The 23,932-nt window shown below is 35.6% G+C and carries 29 protein-coding genes and 1 other RNA gene; 11 read left to right on the top strand and 19 right to left on the bottom strand.

Going from position 1 to position 23,932, the window contains the following annotated elements; genetic code table 11:
• Positions 1-137 precede the first annotated feature (137 nt).
• The 4 genes from KVT27_RS18485 to KVT27_RS18470 all read right to left on the bottom strand — a co-directional run bounded on the left by KVT27_RS18485 (position 138) and on the right by KVT27_RS18470 (position 3,493).
• Positions 138-1,247, bottom strand: a complete 1,110-nt coding sequence (locus KVT27_RS18485; RefSeq protein ID WP_036145408.1) for an amidohydrolase — start codon at positions 1,245-1,247, stop codon at positions 138-140.
• Positions 1,248-1,437: 190 nt separating this feature from the next.
• On the bottom strand, positions 1,438-1,581 hold the full coding sequence (locus tag KVT27_RS18480; RefSeq protein ID WP_008176247.1) for a hypothetical protein: 144 nt from the start codon (positions 1,579-1,581) through the stop codon (positions 1,438-1,440).
• A gap of 482 nt (positions 1,582-2,063) precedes the next feature.
• Positions 2,064-2,615, bottom strand: coding sequence for a superoxide dismutase family protein (locus KVT27_RS18475; protein WP_217581743.1), 552 nt, complete (start codon positions 2,613-2,615; stop codon positions 2,064-2,066).
• A gap of 122 nt (positions 2,616-2,737) precedes the next feature.
• Positions 2,738-3,493, bottom strand: a complete 756-nt coding sequence (locus KVT27_RS18470; RefSeq protein WP_036122645.1) for a 3D domain-containing protein — start codon at positions 3,491-3,493, stop codon at positions 2,738-2,740.
• A gap of 466 nt (positions 3,494-3,959) precedes the next feature.
• Between KVT27_RS18470 and KVT27_RS18465 the strand changes: the two genes are divergently transcribed.
• A complete protein-coding gene (locus KVT27_RS18465) occupies positions 3,960-5,072 on the top strand; it encodes a response regulator (protein ID WP_254636195.1) in 1,113 nt (370 codons plus the stop codon).
• A 43-nt stretch (positions 5,073-5,115) separates the two neighbouring features.
• On the opposite strand, the gene KVT27_RS18460 is transcribed toward KVT27_RS18465, so the two are convergent.
• Complete coding sequence (locus tag KVT27_RS18460; protein ID WP_036122638.1) at positions 5,116-6,126, bottom strand: GGDEF domain-containing protein; 1,011 nt, start codon at positions 6,124-6,126, stop codon at positions 5,116-5,118.
• Positions 6,127-6,492: 366 nt separating this feature from the next.
• On the opposite strand from KVT27_RS18460, the gene KVT27_RS18455 reads away from it, so the two are divergent.
• From KVT27_RS18455 to KVT27_RS18440, 4 genes are all read left to right on the top strand, one after another.
• On the top strand, positions 6,493-7,182 hold the full coding sequence (locus KVT27_RS18455; RefSeq protein WP_217581741.1) for a response regulator transcription factor: 690 nt from the start codon (positions 6,493-6,495) through the stop codon (positions 7,180-7,182).
• A complete protein-coding gene (locus KVT27_RS18450; RefSeq protein WP_217581740.1) occupies positions 7,179-8,165 on the top strand; it encodes a sensor histidine kinase in 987 nt (328 codons plus the stop codon). The genes KVT27_RS18455 and KVT27_RS18450 overlap by 4 nt, the downstream gene beginning before the upstream one ends.
• Before the next feature lie 103 nt (positions 8,166-8,268).
• Complete coding sequence (locus KVT27_RS18445) at positions 8,269-9,030, top strand: ABC transporter ATP-binding protein (protein ID WP_217581739.1); 762 nt, start codon at positions 8,269-8,271, stop codon at positions 9,028-9,030.
• The gene (locus KVT27_RS18440) at positions 9,020-10,861 is read left to right on the top strand and encodes an FtsX-like permease family protein (RefSeq protein WP_036145396.1); all 1,842 of its coding nucleotides are present in this window, start codon (positions 9,020-9,022) and stop codon (positions 10,859-10,861) included. Before KVT27_RS18445 ends, KVT27_RS18440 begins: the two co-directional genes overlap by 11 nt.
• 47 nt (positions 10,862-10,908) lie before the next feature.
• Here the strand turns inward: KVT27_RS18440 and KVT27_RS18435 are convergent, their stop codons facing one another.
• Positions 10,909-11,349: a hypothetical protein gene (locus KVT27_RS18435; protein ID WP_150908283.1), complete on the bottom strand. Its 441-nt coding sequence runs from the start codon at positions 11,347-11,349 to the stop codon at positions 10,909-10,911.
• A 171-nt stretch (positions 11,350-11,520) separates the two neighbouring features.
• Here KVT27_RS18435 and KVT27_RS18430 point away from each other — a divergent pair, with 171 nt between their 5' ends.
• Both KVT27_RS18430 and KVT27_RS18425 read left to right on the top strand, forming a co-directional pair.
• Positions 11,521-12,159, top strand: coding sequence for a YfbR-like 5'-deoxynucleotidase (locus tag KVT27_RS18430; protein WP_191967802.1), 639 nt, complete (start codon positions 11,521-11,523; stop codon positions 12,157-12,159).
• A 103-nt stretch (positions 12,160-12,262) separates the two neighbouring features.
• Positions 12,263-12,799: a zf-HC2 domain-containing protein gene (locus KVT27_RS18425; RefSeq protein WP_217581738.1), complete on the top strand. Its 537-nt coding sequence runs from the start codon at positions 12,263-12,265 to the stop codon at positions 12,797-12,799.
• A 34-nt stretch (positions 12,800-12,833) separates the two neighbouring features.
• Here KVT27_RS18425 and KVT27_RS18420 read toward each other — a convergent pair whose 3' ends face one another.
• Positions 12,834-13,172, bottom strand: coding sequence for a zinc ribbon domain-containing protein YjdM (locus KVT27_RS18420; protein ID WP_036122619.1), 339 nt, complete (start codon positions 13,170-13,172; stop codon positions 12,834-12,836).
• Positions 13,173-13,197: 25 nt separating this feature from the next.
• A complete protein-coding gene (locus KVT27_RS18415; RefSeq protein WP_155269809.1) occupies positions 13,198-13,338 on the bottom strand; it encodes a hypothetical protein in 141 nt (46 codons plus the stop codon).
• Positions 13,339-13,418: 80 nt separating this feature from the next.
• Here KVT27_RS18415 and ssrS point away from each other — a divergent pair.
• Positions 13,419-13,611, top strand: a non-coding RNA gene (gene ssrS, locus KVT27_RS18410) — 6S RNA.
• 37 nt (positions 13,612-13,648) lie between these two features.
• Here the strand turns inward: ssrS and KVT27_RS18405 are convergent.
• Entirely contained in the window at positions 13,649-13,807 is a 159-nt protein-coding gene (locus KVT27_RS18405; protein WP_158499504.1) for a hypothetical protein, read from the bottom strand.
• A gap of 66 nt (positions 13,808-13,873) precedes the next feature.
• On the opposite strand from KVT27_RS18405, the gene KVT27_RS18400 reads away from it, so the two are divergent.
• Positions 13,874-14,335: a hypothetical protein gene (locus KVT27_RS18400; protein WP_029986952.1), complete on the top strand. Its 462-nt coding sequence runs from the start codon at positions 13,874-13,876 to the stop codon at positions 14,333-14,335.
• A 50-nt stretch (positions 14,336-14,385) separates the two neighbouring features.
• On the opposite strand, the gene ytxJ is transcribed toward KVT27_RS18400, so the two are convergent.
• The 6 genes from ytxJ to KVT27_RS18370 form a co-directional block, all read right to left on the bottom strand.
• The gene (gene ytxJ, locus KVT27_RS18395) at positions 14,386-14,715 is read right to left on the bottom strand and encodes a bacillithiol system redox-active protein YtxJ (RefSeq protein ID WP_208704845.1); all 330 of its coding nucleotides are present in this window, start codon (positions 14,713-14,715) and stop codon (positions 14,386-14,388) included.
• A gap of 99 nt (positions 14,716-14,814) precedes the next feature.
• Positions 14,815-15,228: a VOC family protein gene (locus tag KVT27_RS18390; RefSeq protein WP_217581737.1), complete on the bottom strand. Its 414-nt coding sequence runs from the start codon at positions 15,226-15,228 to the stop codon at positions 14,815-14,817.
• Positions 15,229-15,297: 69 nt separating this feature from the next.
• Complete coding sequence (locus KVT27_RS18385; protein WP_036122494.1) at positions 15,298-15,939, bottom strand: 3-oxoacid CoA-transferase subunit B; 642 nt, start codon at positions 15,937-15,939, stop codon at positions 15,298-15,300.
• On the bottom strand, positions 15,939-16,646 hold the full coding sequence (locus tag KVT27_RS18380; protein ID WP_036122491.1) for a CoA transferase subunit A: 708 nt from the start codon (positions 16,644-16,646) through the stop codon (positions 15,939-15,941). The genes KVT27_RS18385 and KVT27_RS18380 overlap by 1 nt, the downstream gene beginning before the upstream one ends.
• 119 nt (positions 16,647-16,765) lie before the next feature.
• Entirely contained in the window at positions 16,766-17,638 is an 873-nt protein-coding gene (locus KVT27_RS18375) for a LysR family transcriptional regulator (RefSeq protein WP_036222838.1), read from the bottom strand.
• A 220-nt stretch (positions 17,639-17,858) separates the two neighbouring features.
• Positions 17,859-18,497 (bottom strand): LysE family translocator, encoded by a 639-nt coding sequence (locus tag KVT27_RS18370; protein WP_217581736.1) that lies wholly within the window; start codon positions 18,495-18,497, stop codon positions 17,859-17,861.
• A 165-nt stretch (positions 18,498-18,662) separates the two neighbouring features.
• Between KVT27_RS18370 and KVT27_RS18365 the strand changes: the two genes are divergently transcribed.
• Positions 18,663-19,085 carry an SRPBCC family protein gene (locus KVT27_RS18365; RefSeq protein WP_036122484.1) on the top strand — a complete coding sequence of 141 codons (423 nt, stop codon included), beginning with the start codon at positions 18,663-18,665 and terminating at the stop codon, positions 19,083-19,085.
• Positions 19,085-19,405, top strand: a complete 321-nt coding sequence (locus KVT27_RS18360) for an ArsR/SmtB family transcription factor (protein ID WP_036122482.1) — start codon at positions 19,085-19,087, stop codon at positions 19,403-19,405. Before KVT27_RS18365 ends, KVT27_RS18360 begins: the two co-directional genes overlap by 1 nt.
• A gap of 35 nt (positions 19,406-19,440) precedes the next feature.
• Here the strand turns inward: KVT27_RS18360 and KVT27_RS18355 are convergent, their stop codons facing one another.
• From KVT27_RS18355 to KVT27_RS18340, 4 genes are all read right to left on the bottom strand, one after another.
• Positions 19,441-20,220 carry a YqhG family protein gene (locus KVT27_RS18355; protein ID WP_217581735.1) on the bottom strand — a complete coding sequence of 260 codons (780 nt, stop codon included), beginning with the start codon at positions 20,218-20,220 and terminating at the stop codon, positions 19,441-19,443.
• 16 nt (positions 20,221-20,236) lie between these two features.
• Complete coding sequence (locus KVT27_RS18350) at positions 20,237-21,751, bottom strand: DEAD/DEAH box helicase (protein ID WP_036122476.1); 1,515 nt, start codon at positions 21,749-21,751, stop codon at positions 20,237-20,239.
• 107 nt (positions 21,752-21,858) lie between these two features.
• A complete protein-coding gene (locus tag KVT27_RS18345) occupies positions 21,859-22,626 on the bottom strand; it encodes a helix-turn-helix domain-containing protein (protein ID WP_208996553.1) in 768 nt (255 codons plus the stop codon).
• A 114-nt stretch (positions 22,627-22,740) separates the two neighbouring features.
• Positions 22,741-23,790, bottom strand: a complete 1,050-nt coding sequence (locus tag KVT27_RS18340; protein WP_036122470.1) for an NAD(P)/FAD-dependent oxidoreductase — start codon at positions 23,788-23,790, stop codon at positions 22,741-22,743.
• Positions 23,791-23,932: the final 142 nt, after the last annotated feature.

Raw genomic sequence — 23,932 nt, 5'->3', positions numbered from 1 at the left:
GGGCAATAAAACGCTTTCAAGTAGCAATAAAAAGCTCCGCAAACCCTTGAATATCCATGCATTTCAAAAGATGTTCATGCAAAAAAAGCTATATGAAAAAATTATTGCATTTTTCATATAGCTAAAAAAATATTTTTTTATTCAGGTTTTTTTTCTAATACGCAAGCAAGTACTTTGGCAGCATCGATTAATGCGCTACGATCAAATGTCATTTTAGGATGGTGTAATCCTGGTGTTAAGTTTGCCCCAATTCCAATCATTGCCGCTTTTAATTCTGGCTTCTTCACGGTATAAAAATGGAAATCATCACTGCCTGGCGTCGTTATTTCATCTGCTAAATATTCCTCGCCCAATGCTTGAACAATTGCTTCTTTCGCCATTTTTGCAGCAATTGCTGAAACCTCCGCGCCTGGTGTGAAATCAAGCCACTTCCAATCCATATCAATCTCAAATTGTTGCTGAATTGATTTTAAGCCAGATTCAATTTTGTTACGAAGTAATTCAAGTTGTTGATTATGCTGTGCTCGAATGTCCATCGAGAAACTAGCGTTCCCTGGAATAATATTTGTACTACCGCCATCTGCTATTATTTTTGTTAACTTTGCAGAATGTGGCTCAAAAGGCGATAGATGAATACTGTTTAGCATTTGTTGAACAGCCATAATGACATCAATAGCATTTTTCCCTTGGTGCGGTCTCGCTCCATGAGCGTCAATTCCCTGAATAGTCCCATCTAGGAAATAGGCAGCACCATGATGAATAGCTGGTGAAACTTTACCAAGCGGTAGCTCTTCAATAGGTCTTAAATGTACACCAAATAAATGGGATACCCCCTCTACAGCTCCTCGATCAAAAGCAGCAACTGCACCATTCCCTAATTCCTCGGCAGGCTGGAAAATAAAACGGACGCGATGTTGTAATGGTTGATCTTTAAGTAGTAATAATGCCCCAAGCACCATAGTCATATTAGCATCATGACCACAAGAATGATTGGCCTGCCATTTCCCATCCACTTCTTGCCATAAAGCATCAATATCAGCACGAACCGCAACAACTTCTTCACCTGCTCCAATTTCTGCAATTAATCCAGGTACATCCCCAAGCAAGCGATAGGAAACATCCAATTCGTCTAAGATTGACGCTAATTTTTTTGTCGTTTCGAACTCCTTCCAGCTCACTTCAGGGTATTTGTGAAAATGTTCAAACCATTGATACATTGTTTCTTCTAATGTTATAGCTTTTGACATAACGACACCTCTATACGCATTTTTGTTTCTCATTATACATGAATCTATTTTATAAAAGTATATACGCAGTAAGACCCATTAATATGAAGTGACTTAATAAATTTATATGCACTTAAAATTGCAAGGACACACAAAAAATGGACTATGTTAAAAGTTATTATCTCTTTCAACATAGCCCATCAAGTATTTATTATAAACTTGTAAAAAATCCTTCTGGATATTCCTCATATTGCACGATTGCTAATGACTCCTCATTTCTTTCTTCCTCTTCCTTACGGTCAAATTCTTGATCCATTAAGTATGTCTCAAATTTTGAATTCAACAATTTACCCATTGTATCACCCCTCTTTTATTTAATTGAATTTTCTGATAAAAGAATTATACAATAGGACTTCGATAAAATGCAATAAATTATACTCATTATGCATTACAAATATAAAATCAATCTCAATTTTAGAACGATTAAGTTACAAAAAACCCCTTTTAATTCCCAATAATAAAAAAGTCTGCCTATTAACACCTGACCGAAATCGAGGGCCAGCTATTAATAGAGCAGACTACTATTGTATTACATCAAAAATTTACGATACAGTCACACCCGTTTTGTCATTTGTATGATCATTGTGATTACAAGTATATAATCCTGTATCACAGATATTTCAATCAAATCCCCCAAAAAAGGAACAGCGATTATCAATGTAATCAAATAAATAGCCTTAATTGATTAATCCCCTATTAGGAAAGAAAATTATAAGATCATATAAATAACAAAAACTAAAAAACTGTATCCAATGATGATTGGATACAGTTTCTCTTTTACTGAATAACGCCACAAGCAATTCTTGAACCTGAATTACCTGCTGGATCTGTTTTATAGTCATCTGCCGATTCATGAATAACAATTGAACTTCCGTCACTGTCAAACAACGAATTTGGTTGATCTTTTTGTAATGTTAGCCCTTCTGCTAAGAAATTCAAATCGACATTGCCATCGTCACCAACCTCTAGATTAGGTAAATCCCCTAAATGATAACCATTTGGATTTAACTTTCCATGCTCTTTGTTGGTCGGATTAAAGTGCGCACCAGCCGATTCAAACTTAGGGGGCTCACATTTCCCTACTTCATGAATGTGAATTCCATGTGTACCTGGTGGTAGGCCTGATAATGCCAGTGTCATCATTACACCATTATCTTCTTCCTGAAAATACGCATTCCCATAACTTTCGTTATTTGCACCAACGACTTTTGCAGTAGCTGTTAAAGGGGATGATGCATTTACTTGTACTTTTTCTTCTTTCTTATCAAAGAAACTACAACCACCAACTAAAACTAATAAAGAAAGGCTAATTAAGCTAATTTTTTTCATAAAAATACCTCCTCTATTTCTGATGGTTTCCAAGTTAATCAATACTTATGCACTTCTTATTAATTTTCCGAGGTCGTTACATGCACAAAAGTGATCTCTCCTATGAGAAATCCCTTCATGTTTTAGTCTAAAATTTTGACGGTTACTGTTTTGACGCCCCATTGAAGAGCTTGTCCCTCGGTAGGAATAAAGACATCAATTTTATTTCCTTTAATAGCTCCACCCGTGTCAGCTGCAATCGCCTCACCATATCCCTCTACCCATACCTTTGAGCCAAGCGGGATGACACGAGGATCAACCGCAATTACCTTTAAATTTGGATTGGATCGAATATCTGTTCCATTCGCTGTAATTCCAGAGCATCCTTCACAATAGGCAGTATAGGCTGTAGCACGCATTGTTAACGTTCTACCAGATCCACTTGATGGAGCGCTCGCAGGTTTCGTTTTTGCTGTTGAAGCAACCCTTGTTGAAACTGCTTCGGATGTTTTAGGTTTTGGTTTAGCTGCCGAAGCTTTTATAGCTAAAGATTCACCAGCAAAAATCAAATCTGTACCAAGGTTATTCCATACTTTTAATTCATCTACTGTTATATCGTTTTTACGTGCGATTGAAAATAATGTGTCACCGCCTTTAATGACATATTCATCTTCCAATGTTTTTTCTGTATTAGATGTGTCTTTCACTAAATCTTGCTCTGGATAAAACCAAAACGAATCCATTTCTGCCAATTGTTGAAATTCTCCAACGGTTAAATTATAAATTTGAGGGAGTGCCCATAGAATATTGCCGGAATTGTCTTTCGCAGAGGAAGGACTGGCATATAGGCTCAAACTAACTGTCAATGTTACTGCTAAAGCTAAAGCTTTCTTCTTCATGTTTAGTAATACCTCCAATATTTTATTATTTTTTGCAAGTCTGCTGTTAGCACGCTAGAGTCAAATAATCTAGTATGCAAGCAACAATAAGCTTACAAATTAATAACTCAGGACTGTCTGCCTGATATTAGGAATTATTACTATAAAAACGGAAAATTATACAATTTCGATTATTTTTTTAGCAAATTGTCCAATTAGATGGAAAAAATCCATCGTTTAGACTAGTATTTTTTATATAGATATTTACTATTTAAGGGCAATAAAAGAATTCAAAAACATTTTCAAATCGTAAAGTAAACGTGGCAACATGCATAGAAACTAAATATGTCTGCTACCATACAATCACTGAACAATTCATCTCAGTAGCAAATATCCACATATCCATACAAAGGATAGATATCTCAATCTAATAACCTCTAGACTGAAATGAAAGGTCGTGTTTTTTATTTTGATTCGGGCGATATTGATGGACGACGAGCCTTTAGCACTTATTAGTATGGAGAAACACTTGCAAAAATTTGATAGGATTGAGGTTATAAAAACTTTTACATCTGTAAAAGATCTCCTTACAGAGGGGCCGAGCTTGGACTTTCAAGTAGCATTTCTAGATGTTGAAATGCCAAGTATGAATGGATTAGACATTGCCGAACTATTAAAATCGTGGAATGATAGCATCTACATTGTTTTTGTTACAGCCTACCGAGACTATGCTGTTCAAGCCTTTGAACTACATTCCATTGATTACCTGTTAAAGCCTATTTCAACATCTCGCTTAGCGACGACTATTCAAAGGATTGAGGATCTTCTTCAGCCAAAAATAACGTCATTGCCAACATTATTTCATTCAGAGCCATTGCTAAAAATAAAATGCTTCGGAGAATTTGTTGTTTCCTATGAAGGAAAACCTCTCCATTGGCGGACTATTAAAACGAAAGAATTGTTTGCACTACTTTTGTTACATCTCAATACCCCTGTGCCTCGTGACACTATTATTGATAATCTGTGGAGTTATACTGATTTTAATAAAGCAAGGGTTCAACTGCATACCACTGTCTCATACCTTCGCTCCTCCCTTTCAGCATATGGCTTTTTAGAGGTAATCGATTATACGAACGGATGTTATATTTTAACATTAGACTATATTCAATGTGACGCTAATGACTTAGAGATTATTTTGAATAAAAAAGAACAAACCGGAAAATTGGATATCGAAAGCGCTGAAGCACTCCTTCAAGACTATCGTGGAGAATTCATGGCTACCATGGCCTACCCATGGATTGCTAGTAAAGCAAATTTGATGAATAAATTATTTACTCAATTACTGAAAGAACTAGCCCATTATTATGAACAAGTTCAGGATGTCAAAAACCTAGAACGTTCGTTACTTATAGCTTTAGAGTTAAATCCATATTCCGATCAAGCTGTCCAGCCATTAATCAAGCACTATGCTAATATTGGGAACCGAGCAGAGGCTATAAAAATTTACCGTTCTTTTAAACGTACTCTATTGTCTGAGTTAAATGTTTTGCCTATGCAGGAAACAACAACTCTTTTTCAAACTATCTCTGAACAAGAATGACGACAAAAAAGCATGCTAGTGTAGAAAGCCAGCATGCTTTTACTCATGATTTAATAATCATTTGTCTCATATTCCGTACTACACATAAACAATTTCTCCCTGACTGTTTTGCTTTATACAGAGCATGATCTGCAATTTCTATCAATTGATTTGGGCTCTGTACATTTGGTGTAAAAGCAGTAATTCCGGCAGACATTGTAACAGGTCTACCACACGCAGTTTCCTGTAAGGCCTGTTTAACCCGCAAACTTTCTGCAAGTTCTACCGCTTCATCTATACTCCTTGAAGGCAAAATAATCATAAACTCTTCTCCGCCATATCTAAAGCACATACCTTGCTCCTCCATATTGAGCTGCATATGATGAGCGAAAGCTTTTAAAACTTCATCTCCTACGGTATGACCATACGTATCATTTATACTTTTAAAATCATCTAGATCAATTAAGATAACTGCATGCGGAACTTTATTAATAATTAATTCATTGAGAGTTTGATCCATTATTCTACGATTCGGAATACCTGTTAATGAGTCTAAATTTAATTGATCCGTTAAATCAGTAATTTTACTTTCTGCGCAAATCATCATATTTTGTACGTTTTTTTTCAGCAACTTTGCTTCATCATACCAATCAGCAATATGTCCGTTCCCCTGCCCGTTTTCGCCAACTTCTATCATGGTCGAAAGCTCATTTAGGGGGCGTACTATTTTTAATGCAAGCCATATAGCGAGCACCACTACTATAGCTATGACTAAAAGGATAGGGACAATAACCTTTTTAAGAAACAGGCTAAAAGGAATAATTGGTTCATTAGAAGCTATCTGTTCCAAAAATGGTTCTAATGTAATATCTTCCTTCTTCGAGTCTTCTAGATAGCCGTCTTTAATTGCGGAAGATCCCTTTACGTATGTATCTTGCATAACATGATTATTTTCCATCAAAATTTCGTTAAAACTTTGATAGCTACTCCAAATACTAACACCAGATGTCGCCAGTACAATCATTATTGTCATACAAACAATAAGAAATGATAACTTTAACTTGAATTTACCCACAATAGATCATTTCTCCCATTGAGATGATTTTTTCGTTAAATCTTATCTATGTTTTAATTAAAACTTTAATATATCTATTTAATCATCATACGTCATACTTCTTAAAGAAAACTTAACAGCTGGGTATTTTTTACTTTATCGGGAAAAGCGCTTGAAATCAAAGAAAGCATATATCATAATTAGTTCTTTCTATTCAAACTTAAAGTATTCTTTATAATTCTAAAGGTCTAACAGGAGATTTATCTAAAAATAGAATCAAGTAAGTTTGTGGTAGCTCTTTTTTAATGTTCCAAGGTACAATTCTTCTATAGATTTATGGAAAAAGGGTACATTATAAAGTAAAGAACGAAGGAAGGGTCGATAGAAATGTACAAGATATACATAGTAGAGGACGATAAAAATATAGCTTCACTGATTGTCGAACATTTATCGAAATATCAGTTTGAATGCCATACAGTGCAACAATTTCAGCACATCATAGAAGAGTTCAATGACATCCAACCTCATTTAGTCATTATGGATATCAATCTCCCAACCTTTGATGGATATTTTTGGTCACGTAAAATTCGTCAGCTTTCCATTTGTCCCATCATCATTGTCTCAGCTAGAGTCAATGATATCGATCAAGTATACGGTATTGAAAATGGTGCCGATGACTTTATTACTAAACCATTTTCACTAGATGTCTTTATGGCAAAAGTAAATGGGTTACTTCGGCGTACATATGGTGAGTATGCTTCCTTTGATACATCTACCATTACAATAGCCAATACTACATTAAACCCAGACACAGTCCGTCTTCAAACAGATAGCAATGAAAGCCTGTTAACATTAAAAGAAATGCAGCTCAGTAAACTATTATTCGAGGCCTATCCAAATGTTGTAGCTCGGCAAAAACTATTAAGTGCTATTTGGGATGATGAAATCTTTGTGGAGGAAAACACATTATCTGTGAACATTGGTCGACTACGAAGAAAATTCGAAGCTATCCACTCTCAGCTTGAAATTAAAACCATTCGAGGCCTAGGTTATCAACTTGTGGAGGAAGAAAAATGAAGCTGTTTTTTAAAGATCATATGAGTATTATTATTCTTTATGGTATCAGCTTTCTTCTCTTACCTTGGATGATTGAAGCATTGGATGATTTAACAGCGCATTATTTTTATTTTATTTTTCTCGTTAGCTTTCTATTTATCCTTTGGCTTGTTGGCCGTTATTACCGAAGGAGACGACTATATACACACTTAGAAAAAGATGATCTATCGAGGGACGACCTTCATCTGTATGAGCCCCAAGCTTCAATCGAACAAGCCTATAGTGAAAAACTAAGACAAATGCAATATTTATTTTTAACGCAACAGCAACAATTAGACGAGAAAGCGGAGGAAAAACACCTTGTATTATCACATTTTGCACATCAAATGAAAACACCGCTATCTGTTATTCAATTACTTACACAATCTGCGTCCACCAAGACTTCTAACGAATTACAGCAATGGCAAACAATTAGTAAAGAATGTGATAAGCTGACATTTACACTCAATCAACTATTAACGTATGAGCGTAGTTCAAACTTAGTAGCTGATTTAAAAATTGAGCCTATTTTTTTAAAAGAGCTTGTAAAAGAAGTCGTGAATGATTTGAAAGATTTTTTTATTACAAAAGAGGTTTTCCCAAAATTAACGCTGGTGGAAGATCAAATGATATACTCCGATCGTAAATGGTTAAAGGTTGTTCTTTATCAAGTATTAAATAATGCTGTCAAATATAGTGAAGCTGCAAGCACTATCCATATTGATTATGACAACGACATTTTGCATATCGATAACCGTGGTGAGACTATCCCTACTAGCGAAATTTCTCGTGTCTTTGATTTGTTTTATACGGGCAAAAAAGGACGAACAAATGGAGAAGCAACAGGCATAGGATTATTTTTAGTGAAAAAGGTTTTAACGATACTAGACCATCCCTTCACCTTGGATTCCTCACATGATCACACTACGTTTTCCATCAATTTCTCAAGCAGTCTTAAAAAATGAATATGACAACTTTGTCATATTCCCGTCATCAAGCGAAATGGGTTATTGATCGCTCCTTTTTTATACTAAAGCTATCAAATCAATTTAAAGGAGTTGTTCCAAGTTGGGAAACATCATTCTTCAAGTGACCAATTTGCAAAAAGAATATATCGGGGAGATTACCTACAAGGCATTAAACGGCATTGATTTCCAGTTACAGCAACAGGAATTTGTGGCGGTCATGGGGCCCTCTGGAAGTGGCAAAACAACATTTTTAAATAGTGTATCCACAATTGATCGCCCCACTGCTGGAGATATTATTATTAATAATAGAAATCCCTATGTTTTAAATGATGAGGAACTTGCAAAATTTAGACGTTCTGAATTAGGCTTTGTTTTTCAGGATTTTAATCTTGTTCATACGTTGACGGTAAAGGAAAATATTTTATTGACGCTAACATTAGATAGCATACCTGGCGCCAAAATGCGTCAACGTTTAAAGCATGTAGCGCAATTTCTTGGAATTGAGGAGCTATTATCGAAACGGATTTATGAAATTTCAGGTGGGCAAAAGCAACGAGTAGCTATTGCTCGTGCTGTTATCCATGAACCGAGCTTATTGTTAGCGGATGAGCCTACAGGGAATCTGGACTCAAAATCCGTCAATGATGTGATGGACTTATTTACCTCCATCAATCAAGAACTACAAACTGCCATTCTCATGGTGACACATGATCCTTACGTAGCAAGCTTTGCCAATCGTATTATATTTATCAAGGATGGAAAATTATACAATGAAATACATCGAGGCAACAATCGTAAGCAATTTTATCAAGAAATTATGGACACTCTTGCTTTTCTAGGTGGTGGGCAACATGACCTTTAACCACATTGTTATCCAAAATATTTTACGAGATAAATGGACTTATGTGTCTTATTTTCTAAGCAGTATGTTTTCCATCATTATATTCTTTTTATTTTCTGTAATCGTCTTTCATCCCAGCTTAAAAAGCCTAGATCCTGACTCAACACTTGGCATTTCATTAATGCTTGCTAGTATGCTTGTTTATTTATTTTCATTTATTTATATCACCTATTCGATCATGGCATTTTTACGCAAAAAGACAAAAACTCTTGGCATTTTCATGATTACAGGGGCTTCCATGAAACAAGTACGAAAACTAATATTCCGCGAAAATCTATTCATTGGAATTATGGCGATTATAGCAGCAATCGTTCTTGGTCTTGTCATGACTCCCCTGTTCTTAATGGCTGCTAAAGTAGTGTTAAAAGCAGAAACATTTAGTATGTATATACCTCTACAGGCAATTGGTTTAACAATAGGATTATTTTTAATCTTATTTATGGTAATTTCCATAGTCGTCACTAAATTTATTAATAAGGAAGCCTCCATACAGCTTTTAAAAAGTGATACTGTTATCGAAAAATCAATTCAACCACATTATATTTTATTAGCTGCTAGCATAGTAATGACCGCCCTTTTAGCTTATTTACTAAAGATTGAGCATGCTATTGTAGAGTCTTTAAGCGTTCTCTATTATTTATTATTTTTCGCTAGCATTATTAGTACGATTTATTTAGTTATTGCTCAAGGCTTACGTCTATTTCTGAAAATATTTGAGAAATCTCCCGCTTACCTTCGCAAAACAAATATGCTTTTAGCATCGAATTTAAATGCAAAAATGAAATCTCATGCAAATATGCTATTTTTAATTACCCTATTGTTAAGTGGCGTATTTCTATGTACAAGCATTTTGTTTAGCTCTTATTACAATGTTCAGAAAGATAGTGAAGGAAATTATCCGTATAGCTTTCAATATATCGCGGATCCAAAAGCTGATGACAGTATAATACAGGCAAATTTAGACCATCTTGAAGCGAAGCTAGCAGCAGTAAAAGCAAACAAGTATTTTATTGAATTTAAATCAGATGAGAATCGACGCCTTGGCTATATGTCATTATCTGATTACAACCTACTACAGCAAAAGGAATTCAGCCTTAATGAAAATGAATTTATCGCCGTTGCTGGGAATCATGGTATAGCACCGATAACCAACATTGCTAGTGACCGTTATATAAAATCATTCAAACTCGCTGAAATTAACGAAAAGAACCTACTATCTACAGGGTTTCAGGAAACTTACTTCATTGTGCCAGATTCTATTTATCAGTCGATTGACTACCCTGTTTATAAAACCTATATTTATGAATTAGAAAATTGGACAGCACATACAGAATTAGCAAAGACCATTACCGAAAATATACCATCCTTACCTGGCGAACGTTACGTTACATCCAAAATCAACTTATATGATACGGAAATGTTTGTTAAAAGCGTTATGTTCTTCATTGGCTCTATGTTAAGTTTAATTTTCTTAAGTGCAGCCATGAGTATACTTTACTTCTATTTACAAACAACATTGTTACAGGAAAAAGAAAAATATATGGGCATTCGTAAGCTAGGACTGTCTAATAAAGAATTAGCCTCCGTAATTGCAAAGGAATTGGCCATTCTTATATTTGTACCGTTCACAATAGCAATTTTGCTATTACTCACTACTTTATTAGCTATGCGTACAATGGTTTCTACAGCATTTTTACAAGTTTCCATTGCTAGTTCTTGTTGTTTCTTTGTGCTGTTCCTCATCAGTTATTTATGGATACGAAAAAACTATTTCAAGCGTTTAGTAAACTAAAAAAATCGCACTCCTCGGGGTGCGACTTTTCAATAATAAAAGACTCGTTACCAAACAATTGGCTTTGCAACCATTAGCCATAGCATAATGAGCAATAGCAAAATGTACATCCACGTCTTGCGCTGTAATAGAGCAACAAATCGATGGTGATTATAAGCTGGTGTATTAAAAGTCCGTAATGTTGGTTTAAACGCTCTGGCTAAAAATACTATGGATGCAAGCATCACGAGGAAAGTGAGAACAATCCACGAAGTGCTCCAATGGTAACCGGCATACCACATTAGTAAAATACCTGATCCTACAAGTACATGTCCTGAATGTTTGACAATGGCAATAGCCCCTTTAAAAGATTCTATATATGGTGGCATTTCGCCATTTGAAGCTGTACGCATTTTTTTTACAATCGTTAACACAACGAACAATGGCCCAATCGAAAGAACCGCACTTAAAATATGTATATAAAGAAGAAGCGTATAAATGGAAAACATGATGTGTACTCCCCCTTTCATCAGTCCCCTACATTATAGCATTCAACCTTCGTCTGCTTATTCGGTAATTGTGAATCCTTTGTAAACACAAATTGAATCATTGTTAAATTGTTTGAAAATCTCACAAAGAGGGTATTGTTTATAGTAACATGCACTTATAGAACAAAAGGAGTGATTTATATAGGTATTCATCAATTTTTTACAAGTCTCAATGATTTAGAACGAATTATTCGTTGCCCTGGGCGATTCAAATTTGAAGAACATAATGTGGCTGCCCATTCTTGGAAAGTGTCACAATATGCGATGTTCTTCGCGACATTAGAAGAAATGAATGGCGTAAAAATTAATTGGAAATCTTTATATGAAAAAACAATTAATCATGACTTTGCTGAAGTTTTTATTGGTGACATTAAAACCCCAGTAAAACATGCTAGTCCTGAGCTCAAGCAAATGCTAGCGCATGTGGAAGAAAAGATGATGGAAAAGTTTATTAGCAATGAAATCCCAGAAGAATTTCAAGCCATTTTCTTTGAGCGCATGAAAGAAGGCAAGGATAGCACGATAGAAGGGCGTCTACTTGAATTTGCAGATAAGCTGGACCAATTTTACGAAGCTTTTGCAGAATTAAAGCGAGGTAATACTGACAAAGAATTCGTCTATATGTATCAAAATGCCTTATCGAAACTTTTAGCCATTCCACTTGAGGCAACTGTCCAATATTTCCGCACTGAAATATTAAAAGACGCCGTACAGGAAAAAACCCATATTGATGTTCAAGCATTAACAAATGAAGTACTAACAGCCAAATAGTCAGGTGCATGTACAAGTTTTCCGAATGAAAAGTTCAGGAAGGCTTTTTTTATTTCCTCTAAAAAAATCGTATAATGAAAGGTAATGGAATGGAGGGAGAGTTTTGTCAGAAGATTGCCCAATCGTAGAAGATTTATTACCTTTATATAAGAAACAAATGCTCCAAGCACCAACATTAATATATGTAGAGCAGCATTTAGCAAGTTGTTCCTACTGTCAGCAGCTCTTTAGCTCAAAACCAATTCAAAAAGAATACATACCGATGAAAAAAACATTATCTTTTTTTCATCTTATATTTATTGTACTTTCTTTCATGTTTGCCATTAATTCATCGTTACTTGGCAATCAAATGGGCTTTGTTATTTCGTATGCCGTTTTTGGTTGTCTGTCTTACCTTTTTTATAAAAACATTTGGATTGTTTTTATCATTAGCTCTGTGCCCGTATTTGTTTGGGCGATTATCGACAACCTTACGAATGAGCTCTATATTACCACCTACTCCTTAACAGAGTTTGGAGCACTTTTGATGGGAGCAGGCTATATCGCTCTCTTACATACGATTTTTGCCTTAGTAGGTGCGGCCTTTGCCATTTTATTACGCAAAATCTTTAAAATAAATACTAATAAAAAAAGCGTCTAAACATTCTTGTGAGTTTAGACGCTTTTTCAATTCTTTATGCTTTTTTCACAAATTCTGACTTTAATTTCATAGCGCCAAAGCCATCAATTTTACAGTCAATATTATGATCCCCTTCTACAAGGCGAATGCTTTTTACCTTCGTTCCTATTTTTAAAGTGGATGAACTCCCCTTTACCTTTAGGTCCTTAATAACCGTAACTGAATCACCATCAGCTAACAGATTACCATTTGCATCTTTGACAATAAGTGCATCTGTTTCTGATTCCGTTGCGTCCATGCTCCACTCATGCGCACATTCAGGACATACATAATTCGTTCCATCTTCATATGTGTATTCAGAATTACATTTTGGACAATTTGGATAAGCTGCCATTTCTGCTTCCTCCCTTAACTTTTTGCTAGATAAATCCTCTATATGCTCCTATCTTTACATAGTCGTCCATAATAAGCAAAGGTTGTTCGTATTTTTTGTTCGTATTTGTGAAAATAATATGAAGCTCTAGTTCATTTCTAAAGGCATTTGTCGTTACGTATTGCATAATTTGGGACACCTGCCCATTGACTTATTTCAAGCAATCATCTTACTTGCATGTTTGTCGATCATGCTTTAATATATCCATAAAGGCTGCATTGTTCGTATAATATTAAGTTTTAACCTTTAAGCTGTAAAAGGGAGTTTTATTATTGGAGTTGGAATGACGGGCCTCACACTACGGTGCATGAGGATAAGCAGGAAAACTTCTGCGAACACCCACTTTGAGGAGTGGTGGTTTAAAACTTTCTATAATAACTACGGCATACGCGGCTTTTTATATTACATTTACTTTTACAGCACCTTAGCCAATATGGTTAAGGTGCTTTTTTATGTTTGAAAAATGTATCTAAATACCACATACGCATTTGCCCTACAGCACCTGCTATATCTTCATTTTTAATTATCCTATTCCTAAACCCCTCAAAAAGGACATGTTCATCTACCGTTTTAAATCCTAGTTTTAAAAAGTGCATACAACCTTCTCATATTTTGTATAATTCCCTTCCAATTTGCCCATATATGGAGTAACAAGGGAGGTAATGATATTGAAAAAGTTAATGTATGTAATGGTATTTGCTTCACTGCTTCTAACAGCTTGCGGAAAGAGTGACGATCCAAAAGAGGTCGCAGTAGATCAAAATACTTCCGTTGAAGATATTGTTGGAGCAATTGTTAAAAATGAGTTCACGGTTGAAGAATCCAAAGGTGTTGTCACAATATCAATACAAGATACGGATGTGACAGAGGGATCGAAAAGTCAGATGCTGAAGGACTCCACTAAAATTTTTGCTGATTTGTCGAAGCTGAAAGATGTAAAGACACCTGCTGTTACTTGGTATGCTCCCCTTACTGAACCAGATGGAGATAAAACCATGACAGAAGTATTGAATATTTATTTTAGTGAAGAGGATTATCATAAAGTAGATTGGGCTAATTATTTACAGGTTGATATCGAATCAACCGCAACGAATTATCATGAAAGTGAAGCTTTAGAGGATTAATTTTATCGAAACAACAGATACCCCTCCATGTATGAAGGGGTATCTGTTGTTTATTTCACATACAGGCTAAGTCCCTCCGCTAAAAGAGACCGTTTTATTTTGTAGTGGGTTGCTTGCCAAATCCCTTTACCATTCTGCAAAATTAATAACTGTGGTGATTCGTGCTTTACCTGTAGATCACGTTCTATGGCGTTGGAAACATCACGTTCCTTTTGGACAATGACTACATATTTAGGTAATTCTGTCGCTAATGCTTTGAACTCTTTTAAAGCTGAAATACTACTTATACATGTCAGACTAAATTTCAAGACAAGACATGGCATTTCGTGAGATTGTTCTAACACGTCTCTCCAACTATCCAAAGTTTTAATTCGTTGCATATATAAATACCCCCCTTATAAACTATATACTATAAAGGGTATTTATTTTGACAAAAAAACACGAGACTACCATTATAGCTCGTGCATTCCTTCTTCTGTTTAAATGCCCTCTGTATTCATTAATACAAAGCGCCAGCCATCAGGGTCCTCAATCGTAATACCCTTCTGCATCCAATATGGATTCTCAGGCTCTACTTCAGGGTACCCCATTCGTGATAAGCGTTTAGCAATGCTATGAATTGTTTCTTTATTTGGAATATAGAGCACTAACAGATTGTCCTTACTTGGGGCAGGACAAGGGCTCCCTTCAACATGTTCTGTAAATTCCAAATGATAGTGTGCATTTGGAAGACCAATCATTATTCCTGTATAGCCACGATGCCCTGAAAAAGAACCAATTTTCTTTAATCCTATGCCCTCACAATAAAATCGTTCAATTTCTTCTAATTGATCTGTTGGCCTTGCTACTCTGACCTGTGCAACTGCTAGTTCATTTGTCCATTGTTGGTCCATCCGGAATTCTCCCTTTTTAAATGAGTATAGGATGATACAACCACGTTGAAAACAGTCCTAAGTCTGAAATTATTGTGCTAAAGCTACATGAAATGAAGCCGCAGTCTTTGCTTTTACTTCCTCTAAAGTAACGCCTTCTGCTAATTCAATAAGTTGCATCCCGTCTTTAGTAAAATCAAATACAGCTAAGTCCGTAATTAACCGGTGGACAACACCTTTACCTGTTAATGGGAGTTCACATTGTTTTTTTATTTTGGATTCACCGTTTTTATTAACATGTTCCATAACGACGATGACTCTTTTTGCTCCTACTACAAGGTCCATGGCGCCTCCCATACCTTTGACCATTTTCCCTGGAATCATCCAATTTGCCAGATCCCCGTTCTCTGAAACTTCCATACCACCTAAAATAGCAAGGTCAATATGGCCACCGCGAATCATAGCAAATGATTCTGCACTATCAAAAAAGGAGGCACCTGGCATAGCAGTCACGGTTTCTTTCCCAGCATTAATTAAATCGGGATCTACGTCATCTTCAACTGGATAGGGACCGATGCCAAGTAATCCGTTCTCTGATTGTAAAAGTACTTCATAATCGGCTGGAATAGCATTGGCAACTAAAGTTGGAATACCAATACCTAAATTTACATTCATGCCATTTTGAATTTCTTTTACTGCTCTATTTACGATTCTTTGTCTCGTATCAGCCATCACGCTTCCCCCTTTTTCACTGTCAAACGCTCAATACGTTTCTCATAACTTTCACCCAATAAAACACGTTGAATGAAAACTCCTGGTGTATGGATATGATCTGGGTCTAACTCGCCAACTTCTACAATTTCTTCAACCTCAGCAATGGTAATTTTACCTGCCATCGCAGCTAGCGGATTAAAGTTACGTGATGTTTTTCTATACACTAAATTACCTAGCTTATCTGCTTTCCATGCTTTAACCAGAGCAAAATCAGCAGTAATTCCTTTTTCTAATATATAGTCTTTCCCATCAAAGACCTTTACTTCTTTGCCTTCAGCAATAGGCGTACCAACTCCAGTAGCTGTATAAAACCCAGGAATCCCCGCTCCTCCTGCACGTAGGCGCTCGGCAAGCGTTCCTTGAGGCGTTAACTCTACCTCTAACTCACCACTTAAAAATTGTTGCTCAAAAATTTTATTCTCACCTACATAAGAGGCAACCATTTTTTTTATTTGCTTATTCGCTAATAGTAAGCCTAAGCCCCAATCATCTACACCGCAGTTATTACTGACGACTGTTAAATCCTTCGTGCCCTTTTGCACTAAAGCTGCAATAGCCTTTTCTGGTATACCGCATAGACCAAAGCCTCCTACTGCTAACATATCTCCGTCCTTAATATCAGCAACCGCTTCTTCAAATGAACCCCACACTTTCCCATCCTTCATCTCGAAACCCCCTAAAATTGCTCGTTTATTAAGAAAAATTCTACCTTATCAGCATTTTACAAGTAAAGGAATTAATTAGAATACTACTTATTCCAAAATAGAATAAATCGCTATATGTCTTACTTACGTATCGTATTAAGTAACTGTTTTAAGGCATACGATTGATATGTATTTTTTTTGGTGATAATCCCCAAACGCCAGGGCATGTCAAAATTAGCTAAGGGAATCATTTTGACATTATTATTTGTTTGCTTAGCAGCAATAGAATATGGCAGTAATGTTATTCCTAAATTTGATGATACCAGTTCAACTATCAAATCCCACTGTGAACTTTTATAGCCTATATTTGGTGAGAATCCAACACTTTCACATGATTTAATCACATAATCATGTAAAGCGAATTCCTTAGCAAAAATAATAAAGGTTTCATTTTTTAAATCCTGCAATTGTATTTCGTTAAACTGAGCTAATGGGTGTAGTTCATTTATAAATACATAAAATTGATCTTCTACAAATGGCTGAACCGAAAACTTCCTTTCATCCGTCGGTAGTACGACAATACCCATATCAACATCACCGTTTTCTACTAACGTCCCCACCGTTTTTGCACCTCGTTCAACAAGCTCCAAATGCACGTCAGGATATTGTTGATGAAATTCTCTAGCTATTTTCGGAAAAAATAATGTCCCAATTAAAGGTGGAATCCCTAGCTTGATGGAGCCTGTCTTTATATTTAATAAATCATCTAGTAAAATGTGCAGGTCTTGAACGGAACGCATGATCTTTTGCCCCTGTTTAAAGACAATACTGCCTGCATCTGTTAGCTCGACATTGCGTGTAGATCTATTCAATAATTCTACATGCAATGTATCTTCTAATTTTTTTATGCTTTTACTTAGTGAAGGCTGAGATACAAATGATTCATTCGCAGCCTTCGTAAAGCTACCATACTCGACAACAGACATAAATGCTTTTAAATCTCGTAATTCCATAACTATCTTCCCCATTTATTCTTTTTGATGAATGCCTCAGCAAAATTCTCTTATAGTAATTAATTCTTCTTCATCTATGGTAATCCTTCTAAAAAATAAGTGCACTGAAACTACAACTTTCATTCAGAAGATATTCCTGTATTTTTCACACACTCTTCAACAAAAAAATACACCACCTATCATTAGATTATTACATCTAAATATAGTGGTGTATTGGATATTAGTGGGCCTTTTCCAATGCTAATTTAATGCCGAAGACTATTAATACCGCACCCGTCAATCCTTCGATTACTGCCTTAGTAGTTGGCCTTTTCATAAATGCACTAATGCGATCTAATAGATAAACATAAAATACAAACCATAACATCGTTAAAGTTGTATATATTAATCCCATGATTAAAAACGGTAGCAATGTTCCACTCGTTCCATCCACAAATTGAGGAAGAAATGTTAGGAAAAATACAGCCACCTTCGGATTCGTCACATTAGTGAGGAACCCTTGCTTAAAGCATGATTGATGTGAGTACTTATGATCCATATTAGCTTCATCCTGCACTTCGGGTGATTGTGCGCGAATTGTCCGTAAGGTCCACAATGTTTTAATACCCAAATAACATAAGTAAACTGCACCAATATACTTTAATGCAGCAAACACATAAGCTGATTTCACAATGATAGCGGAAAGCCCAATGACTGCTGCACACGTATGAATCAATAAACCACCGCAAGACCCTAAAATAGTCTGTAAGCCTCCTTTTCTACTTACAGTCAAGGTATTCTTTGTCGCAATAGCTGTATCTGGACCAGGTAAAATTATGAGTAAAATGCACATAATTAAGAAAACAGAGATGTTCACCATTTTGCTCCCTACTTTCTGTCAGAAAATTATAAAAATAATTGTAGCATATGTACTTCCTTACAGAAAGATACTAAATTTTTTCTTTTGACATTGACATACAACCATTGGGTGTTATATATTCATAACACCTAATGGTTACATTTTATCTATAAAGGAGATTGACACATGAGCGGAAAATTACCCGATATTGTTAAAACAATTACACTTAATGCACCTATAGAAAAGGTATGGGATACTGTAGCAACTGCAGAAAAAATCGCTTCTTGGTTTATGCCCAATGATTTTCAACCTATTGAAGGTCATGAATTTACTATTCAATCGCCGTTTGGTCCTTCACCCTGTAAAGTTGAACGTGTAGATGCGCCACATTTTCTAAGATTTGCTTGGGATGAGGATGGTTGGTTCGTTACTTTTGAGTTAAAAGAAGTCGGAGAACAAACAGAATTTACCTTAACACATGGTGGCTGGAAGGAAGCTTCACATATTATTCCAAAAGCTAACGCTGCTACTGAAGCCATACGCACAAAAATGGATGGCGGCTGGACAATGATCATCCACCATAAATTAAAAGAAATTGCAGAAGCCTAATGATCCAAGAAGCAATTAAATATGACGTTTTTCAGGCAATTGCAGATCCTACAAGAAGAAATGTTTTAAAGCTACTTGCATCTAGTGATCGACCTATCTCTAATATTTCAGAGCATTTTGCGATTAGTCGAACAGCTGTCGTGAAGCACTTAAAAATTTTAGAACAGGCAGAACTTGTGTCTGCTCAAAAAAAGGGGCGCGAAAGGATATACACTTTGCATAGTGAGCGTTTAAAGGAAATTGAGGATTGGCTCCAATACTTTCATTTATTTTGGGACAATAAATTGGCCCAGCTACAAAGCCTGGTGGAAGACAATTAAAAAATGGAGCTGTCTTATTAGGGACAGCTCCTTATTTAAAAGAGATAAAATAATCCTCCATTAATAATGTCAATTTTAATTTTAGATTCGTATTGCTCCTCTAATGCTTTTCTTTCAATTTCATAGCATTCCGGTTTATCCTCTACATCCTCATAAAAATAATCCAATACTCGTTGATCACGTTGCCATCTCTTTTGCGCTTCAATGGCCCACGAATGATCATCCTTTTCAATAATGGATTCCACTGCTGCATTTAATCTTTCAAGAGCACGTACTGGTTTAATTATATATTGCACATGAAAAACATTCTCTGCTGGTTCGGTGTCAAAATCTGAGGCATAAATCGATTCATGAAAATTCTCTTTGATAACACCCGTTAATAAATTAATACCAAATGAATACATCATTTCTTTTGTCCGATCACAGCAATAGGAAACTTTAAAATTAACGCCTAGCCATGGTGTAAGGATAACCTGCCCCATTGCATGATCAACTTTTTCAAATAATTGGACATAGGCACCTAGTTCTCCTGTCGCATGAAAAAGCTGATTTAACCGTGGTGAGCCATAATGAATCACTTCACCAAACAAGTTACCGTCCATAGCTGTCTGATCTGTAATAAAGGTCACTTGAGCTGGGTTTGGTTCACTATTTGTTGCCTCTATATATTGCCAATAAAATGGTCTATTCATAATTCTTTTATCAATATCTACCGTCAACTGCACGGTCAAAGAATGATCCTCTTCCCCTAAAATAGGGCATTCATTTTCGGTGAAAAATCCCTTTAAATACTCATGAACTTGCTGCGGATACATAGTTTCCCTCCTTACCTCATACTGATTTTTTTAAGTTTGTTAAAATGGCATCTAAATCACCAACCACTTTTTCAAACACATCGATTTTGGTATGAAGTAATTCTAAGATTTTTTCTTCAATGGTATTTTCAATAGCAAGATTATATATGTGAACATCATGCTCCTGCCCCAAACGATGGACACGACCAATTCGTTGCTCTAGCTTCATTGGATTCCATGGTAAATCATAATTGATGACATGATGACAAAATTGAAGATTTATTCCCTCTCCACCAGCCTCTGTGGCAATAAGTACTTGTGCTCTTTCTTTGAATAAATGCTTCATATAATCTCGTTTACTTTTATTAAATTTTCCGTTAAACAATACACTTGTAATACCTTTAGAATGTAAATACCATTGTAAGTAAATTTGAGTTGCACGGTATTCTGTAAAGATAATAACTTTATCCTTCGCCTGTTCAATAATCTCAATCGTCTTTTCTGCTTTAGAATTCACTTCTAACGCCATTAGTTTGGCTATAATATCTTCCATTTCTTGTGATTGTCCATGCTCCTTCAGCATATTTGTTAATGTTAATGCTGTTGCTTCCTTGCTACTGCACATTTCCTTCTGCAAAGTAATTAATGCAAAAGATCCTTTGTTTTCAAGTGAGCCAAGGAGATCGTAAACTTCTCTTTCTTCTTCCGTAAAGGTAATCGGCACAATTTGAACGCAACGATTGGTCCATTCAATACCTGTATCTTCTCTTCGATTTCTCACCATCACCTGATTAACCAATTCTTTCAAATAATCATCATGTTCTAGATGATGCTTACTAGCTGAAAAGGCCGATTGGAAGGTATCATAGTTCCCCAGATGTCCTGGTTTTAATAAGGAAATTAAATAATATAATTCGAAAACATCATTTTGTATAGGTGTGGCAGTTAATAATAAGCAAAACTTTTTCTTTAATCCTTGGACGAACTCATAAATTTGTGTTTTATTATTTTTTAATTTATGGGCTTCATCAATAATAATCATATCGTAATCCTGCTCATAAATACGCTCCCTATGAGGGCTCTTTTTCGCCGTATCCATACTCATGATAATGACGTCATAGCGCTCTATTGGACAATTTTTTTTATAAGCAATAGCAGGTATATGAAATTTTAAATTTAACTCTTCAATCCATTGATTAATAAGAGAAGCTGGCGCTAATATTAACGCTTTCTTCACAAGGCCCCTTAACAGATATTCTTTTAAAATCAAACCCGCTTCAATTGTTTTACCAAGACCTACTTCATCTGCTAAAATGGCTTTTCCATTCATGCGTTCAATGACTGTTTCAGCTGCTTCTAGCTGATGTGCAAGAGGTTTTAAATTTGGTAAATACTTTGTAGCTTGTAGACCTTTGAAATCAGGGATTAATTTCATTTTTACAATATCATAGTTCATCTTATATAATGTCCAGCTATGCCATTGTTCAAGATCATTGACGCGATTGATAAAGCCTTCTTCCCACTCTGACGACCTCTCTATTTTCATGATCATCACCCCACCATGTCAGTATTTCTCCTTAGGTTGTCCAAAAAAGTTAAAGCTATGTTCGATCTATACAAAAAACACCCAATGAATGTAATTTTTTCATCGAGTGTTTGTTAATTCATCTGTTTGCGGAAAATACTAGGTGATAAACCTGTCACCTTTTTAAAGACACGACTAAAATAAAAATAATCCGTATAACCTACTCGATCAGCTATTTCCTTTATAGAAAAATCAGATGACCTTAATAGCATTTTAGATTTTTGGATACGTAAATCAGTTAAATAAACATGGGGACTGACACCCATTCTTTTTTCAAATACATAGCTCAATTTTCTACGATCCCAATTACATTCATTAGCTATATCGTTCACAGTAATATTCTTTGTAAAATTTTCTTGTATATACGTCAAAATGGATGCTATGTTTTGATAGTCTTTCACCTTCATCAATAAAATTATTTCCTCTAAAATATTTAAAAAGAGTACTTTGGATTGAAGAAATGATAAATGACTACCCTTTTGATTTGTTTCGATTAATTGTTGCACGAGGTTCATTAATTTCATGTGCTCTACAATCTGTAAAGGAAAATGACTATTATAATGAGGAAGTTTCGCCTGTTCTTCATCAGATAGGTGAAAGTAAATGACTACATATTCTAATTTGGCCTCATTTGCAGCTAAGAATTGAATGGGAAAGTTCGGACCAACATGGAGGATCCTTCCTTTTTTTATGCGATAATTAGTGCCTTCAATTTTAACGTCTCCTATCCCATCGAATGGGAAGATAAGTCTAGCTACATTTTCCTTTGTCTCGCTAGTCTCAGCAACCATTTCTGAAGAAATCTGGCCAGTAGTGACAGACGTAAATGTTAAAGGTGCCATTGTATAGAATTCTATAATTTCTTGCGTATTGATACTGAATAGCTCCCTTCCTATAGCATGCTTTAAAACAACAAGAAAGGAACACCTAAAATGCATTAGTGCTCCTAAGATTGATTATTTTAAGCTTTCCTGTAATAGCTTGCGATTACGTTGTTTGAAAATATCATTATGGGAGGATACAATACCGCCATCAGAAGCATCTGGCTGAATATACTTCTTCGCACTATTCACTGCGTGCAATGCATCATGAAAAGCTGCTGCAATTAAATGGATTTTGCCATCATGGTGCAAAATATCTCCTGCCGCATAAAGACCCGGAATAGATGATTCACTATTTATAGTACCAGCTATGAAATAGTCGTTTTTACGTTCAATTGCTAATGGACTATTATCTAAAAGCTCTTTATCACGTACATAGCCATGACTAATAACAACTTCATCGATAGGAATTTCCGTTACAGTACCCATTTCATGGTTTGTCAAAGCAATTGCTTTAATCATTCCTTCTTGCTCATCTGCAATTAATTTTGTAATTTCAGAATTATAATGGCATTCAATGGCACTATTCGTAAGCTCCGTAATTTGAGCCTCATGTGCAGACAATTGATCTTTCCGATACGTTAAATAGACCTTTGACGCCACTTCCATTAACTCTAGTGCCCAATCTACCGCTGTATTGCCGCCACCAGAAATAATGACCGCTTTATTTTTAAATTTTTCATAGGATTTAATAGTATAGTTTAAATTAGATACCTCAAATCGTTCAGCTCCCTCAATCTCTATTTTTTGAGGATTAAGGATGCCTCCACCAATAGCAACTATGACCGTTCTTGAATAATGGATATTCCCAGACTCGGCTGTAATAACGAAAATACCCTCTTCGTTTTTAGCAATTGATAATACCTTTTCATCTGTGTAAATAGAAGGATTAAATGTTAAGGCTTGCTCTACTAACTGCTTAATGAGTTGTCCACCTGAAATTGGCGTAACGCCCCCAATGTCCCAAATCATTTTCTCTGGGTAAACGTGGATTTTCCCCCCAAGCTGCGGCTGTGATTCAATTAGCTTCGTCTTCATTTCACGTAAGCCACAATAAAAGCTAGAATATAACCCTGCTGGTCCTCCACCAATGATCGTTACATCATACAATTCTTGTTCAAACAATACTTAACACACCTTTCGTTTATGTTTATTTCCTATCTCAACAATTAGGCTGCGACATCAGCTGAACTACAACCCCTACTGTATACTTTTCATCTTATAAAAATGCTTATTATTTCCTTACTCCCCTATTATACGATAATGA

The organism is Lysinibacillus sp. GbtcB16 (genome assembly GCF_019091145.1).
Classification (GTDB): Bacteria; Bacillota; Bacilli; order Bacillales_A; family Planococcaceae; genus Lysinibacillus; species Lysinibacillus fusiformis.
The sequence above is the reverse complement of the archived record's forward strand: the minus strand, read 5'-3'. Positions and strand labels throughout refer to the sequence as shown.

Bases quoted from the DNA above. Each gene is read 5' to 3' on its own strand.
- KVT27_RS18385 (WP_036122494.1), bottom strand. From the start codon at position 15,939: ATGGCTGATACGAGACAAAGAATCGTAAATAGAGCAGTAAAAGAAATT.
- KVT27_RS18380 (WP_036122491.1), bottom strand. From the start codon at position 16,646: ATGAAGGATGGGAAAGTGTGGGGTTCATTTGAAGAAGCGGTTGCTGAT.
- KVT27_RS18450 (WP_217581740.1), top strand. From the start codon at position 7,179: ATGAAGCTGTTTTTTAAAGATCATATGAGTATTATTATTCTTTATGGT.
- KVT27_RS18370 (WP_217581736.1), bottom strand. From the start codon at position 18,497: ATGGTGAACATCTCTGTTTTCTTAATTATGTGCATTTTACTCATAATT.
- KVT27_RS18470 (WP_036122645.1), bottom strand. From the start codon at position 3,493: ATGAAGAAGAAAGCTTTAGCTTTAGCAGTAACATTGACAGTTAGTTTG.
- KVT27_RS18355 (WP_217581735.1), bottom strand. From the start codon at position 20,220: ATGTATCCGCAGCAAGTTCATGAGTATTTAAAGGGATTTTTCACCGAA.
- KVT27_RS18455 (WP_217581741.1), top strand. From the start codon at position 6,493: ATGTACAAGATATACATAGTAGAGGACGATAAAAATATAGCTTCACTG.
- KVT27_RS18480 (WP_008176247.1), bottom strand. From the start codon at position 1,581: ATGGGTAAATTGTTGAATTCAAAATTTGAGACATACTTAATGGATCAA.
- ytxJ (WP_208704845.1), bottom strand. From the start codon at position 14,715: ATGCAACGAATTAAAACTTTGGATAGTTGGAGAGACGTGTTAGAACAA.
- KVT27_RS18465 (WP_254636195.1), top strand. From the start codon at position 3,960: ATGGACGACGAGCCTTTAGCACTTATTAGTATGGAGAAACACTTGCAA.
- KVT27_RS18405 (WP_158499504.1), bottom strand. From the start codon at position 13,807: ATGCACTTTTTAAAACTAGGATTTAAAACGGTAGATGAACATGTCCTT.
- KVT27_RS18475 (WP_217581743.1), bottom strand. From the start codon at position 2,615: ATGAAAAAAATTAGCTTAATTAGCCTTTCTTTATTAGTTTTAGTTGGT.
- KVT27_RS18390 (WP_217581737.1), bottom strand. From the start codon at position 15,228: ATGGACCAACAATGGACAAATGAACTAGCAGTTGCACAGGTCAGAGTA.
- KVT27_RS18375 (WP_036222838.1), bottom strand. From the start codon at position 17,638: ATGGAATTACGAGATTTAAAAGCATTTATGTCTGTTGTCGAGTATGGT.
- KVT27_RS18415 (WP_155269809.1), bottom strand. From the start codon at position 13,338: ATGCAATACGTAACGACAAATGCCTTTAGAAATGAACTAGAGCTTCAT.
- KVT27_RS18440 (WP_036145396.1), top strand. From the start codon at position 9,020: ATGACCTTTAACCACATTGTTATCCAAAATATTTTACGAGATAAATGG.
- KVT27_RS18345 (WP_208996553.1), bottom strand. From the start codon at position 22,626: ATGGCACCTTTAACATTTACGTCTGTCACTACTGGCCAGATTTCTTCA.
- KVT27_RS18360 (WP_036122482.1), top strand. From the start codon at position 19,085: ATGATCCAAGAAGCAATTAAATATGACGTTTTTCAGGCAATTGCAGAT.
- KVT27_RS18420 (WP_036122619.1), bottom strand. From the start codon at position 13,172: ATGGCAGCTTATCCAAATTGTCCAAAATGTAATTCTGAATACACATAT.
- KVT27_RS18365 (WP_036122484.1), top strand. From the start codon at position 18,663: ATGAGCGGAAAATTACCCGATATTGTTAAAACAATTACACTTAATGCA.
- KVT27_RS18435 (WP_150908283.1), bottom strand. From the start codon at position 11,349: ATGTTTTCCATTTATACGCTTCTTCTTTATATACATATTTTAAGTGCG.
- KVT27_RS18485 (WP_036145408.1), bottom strand. From the start codon at position 1,247: ATGTCAAAAGCTATAACATTAGAAGAAACAATGTATCAATGGTTTGAA.
- KVT27_RS18400 (WP_029986952.1), top strand. From the start codon at position 13,874: ATGATATTGAAAAAGTTAATGTATGTAATGGTATTTGCTTCACTGCTT.
- KVT27_RS18350 (WP_036122476.1), bottom strand. From the start codon at position 21,751: ATGATCATGAAAATAGAGAGGTCGTCAGAGTGGGAAGAAGGCTTTATC.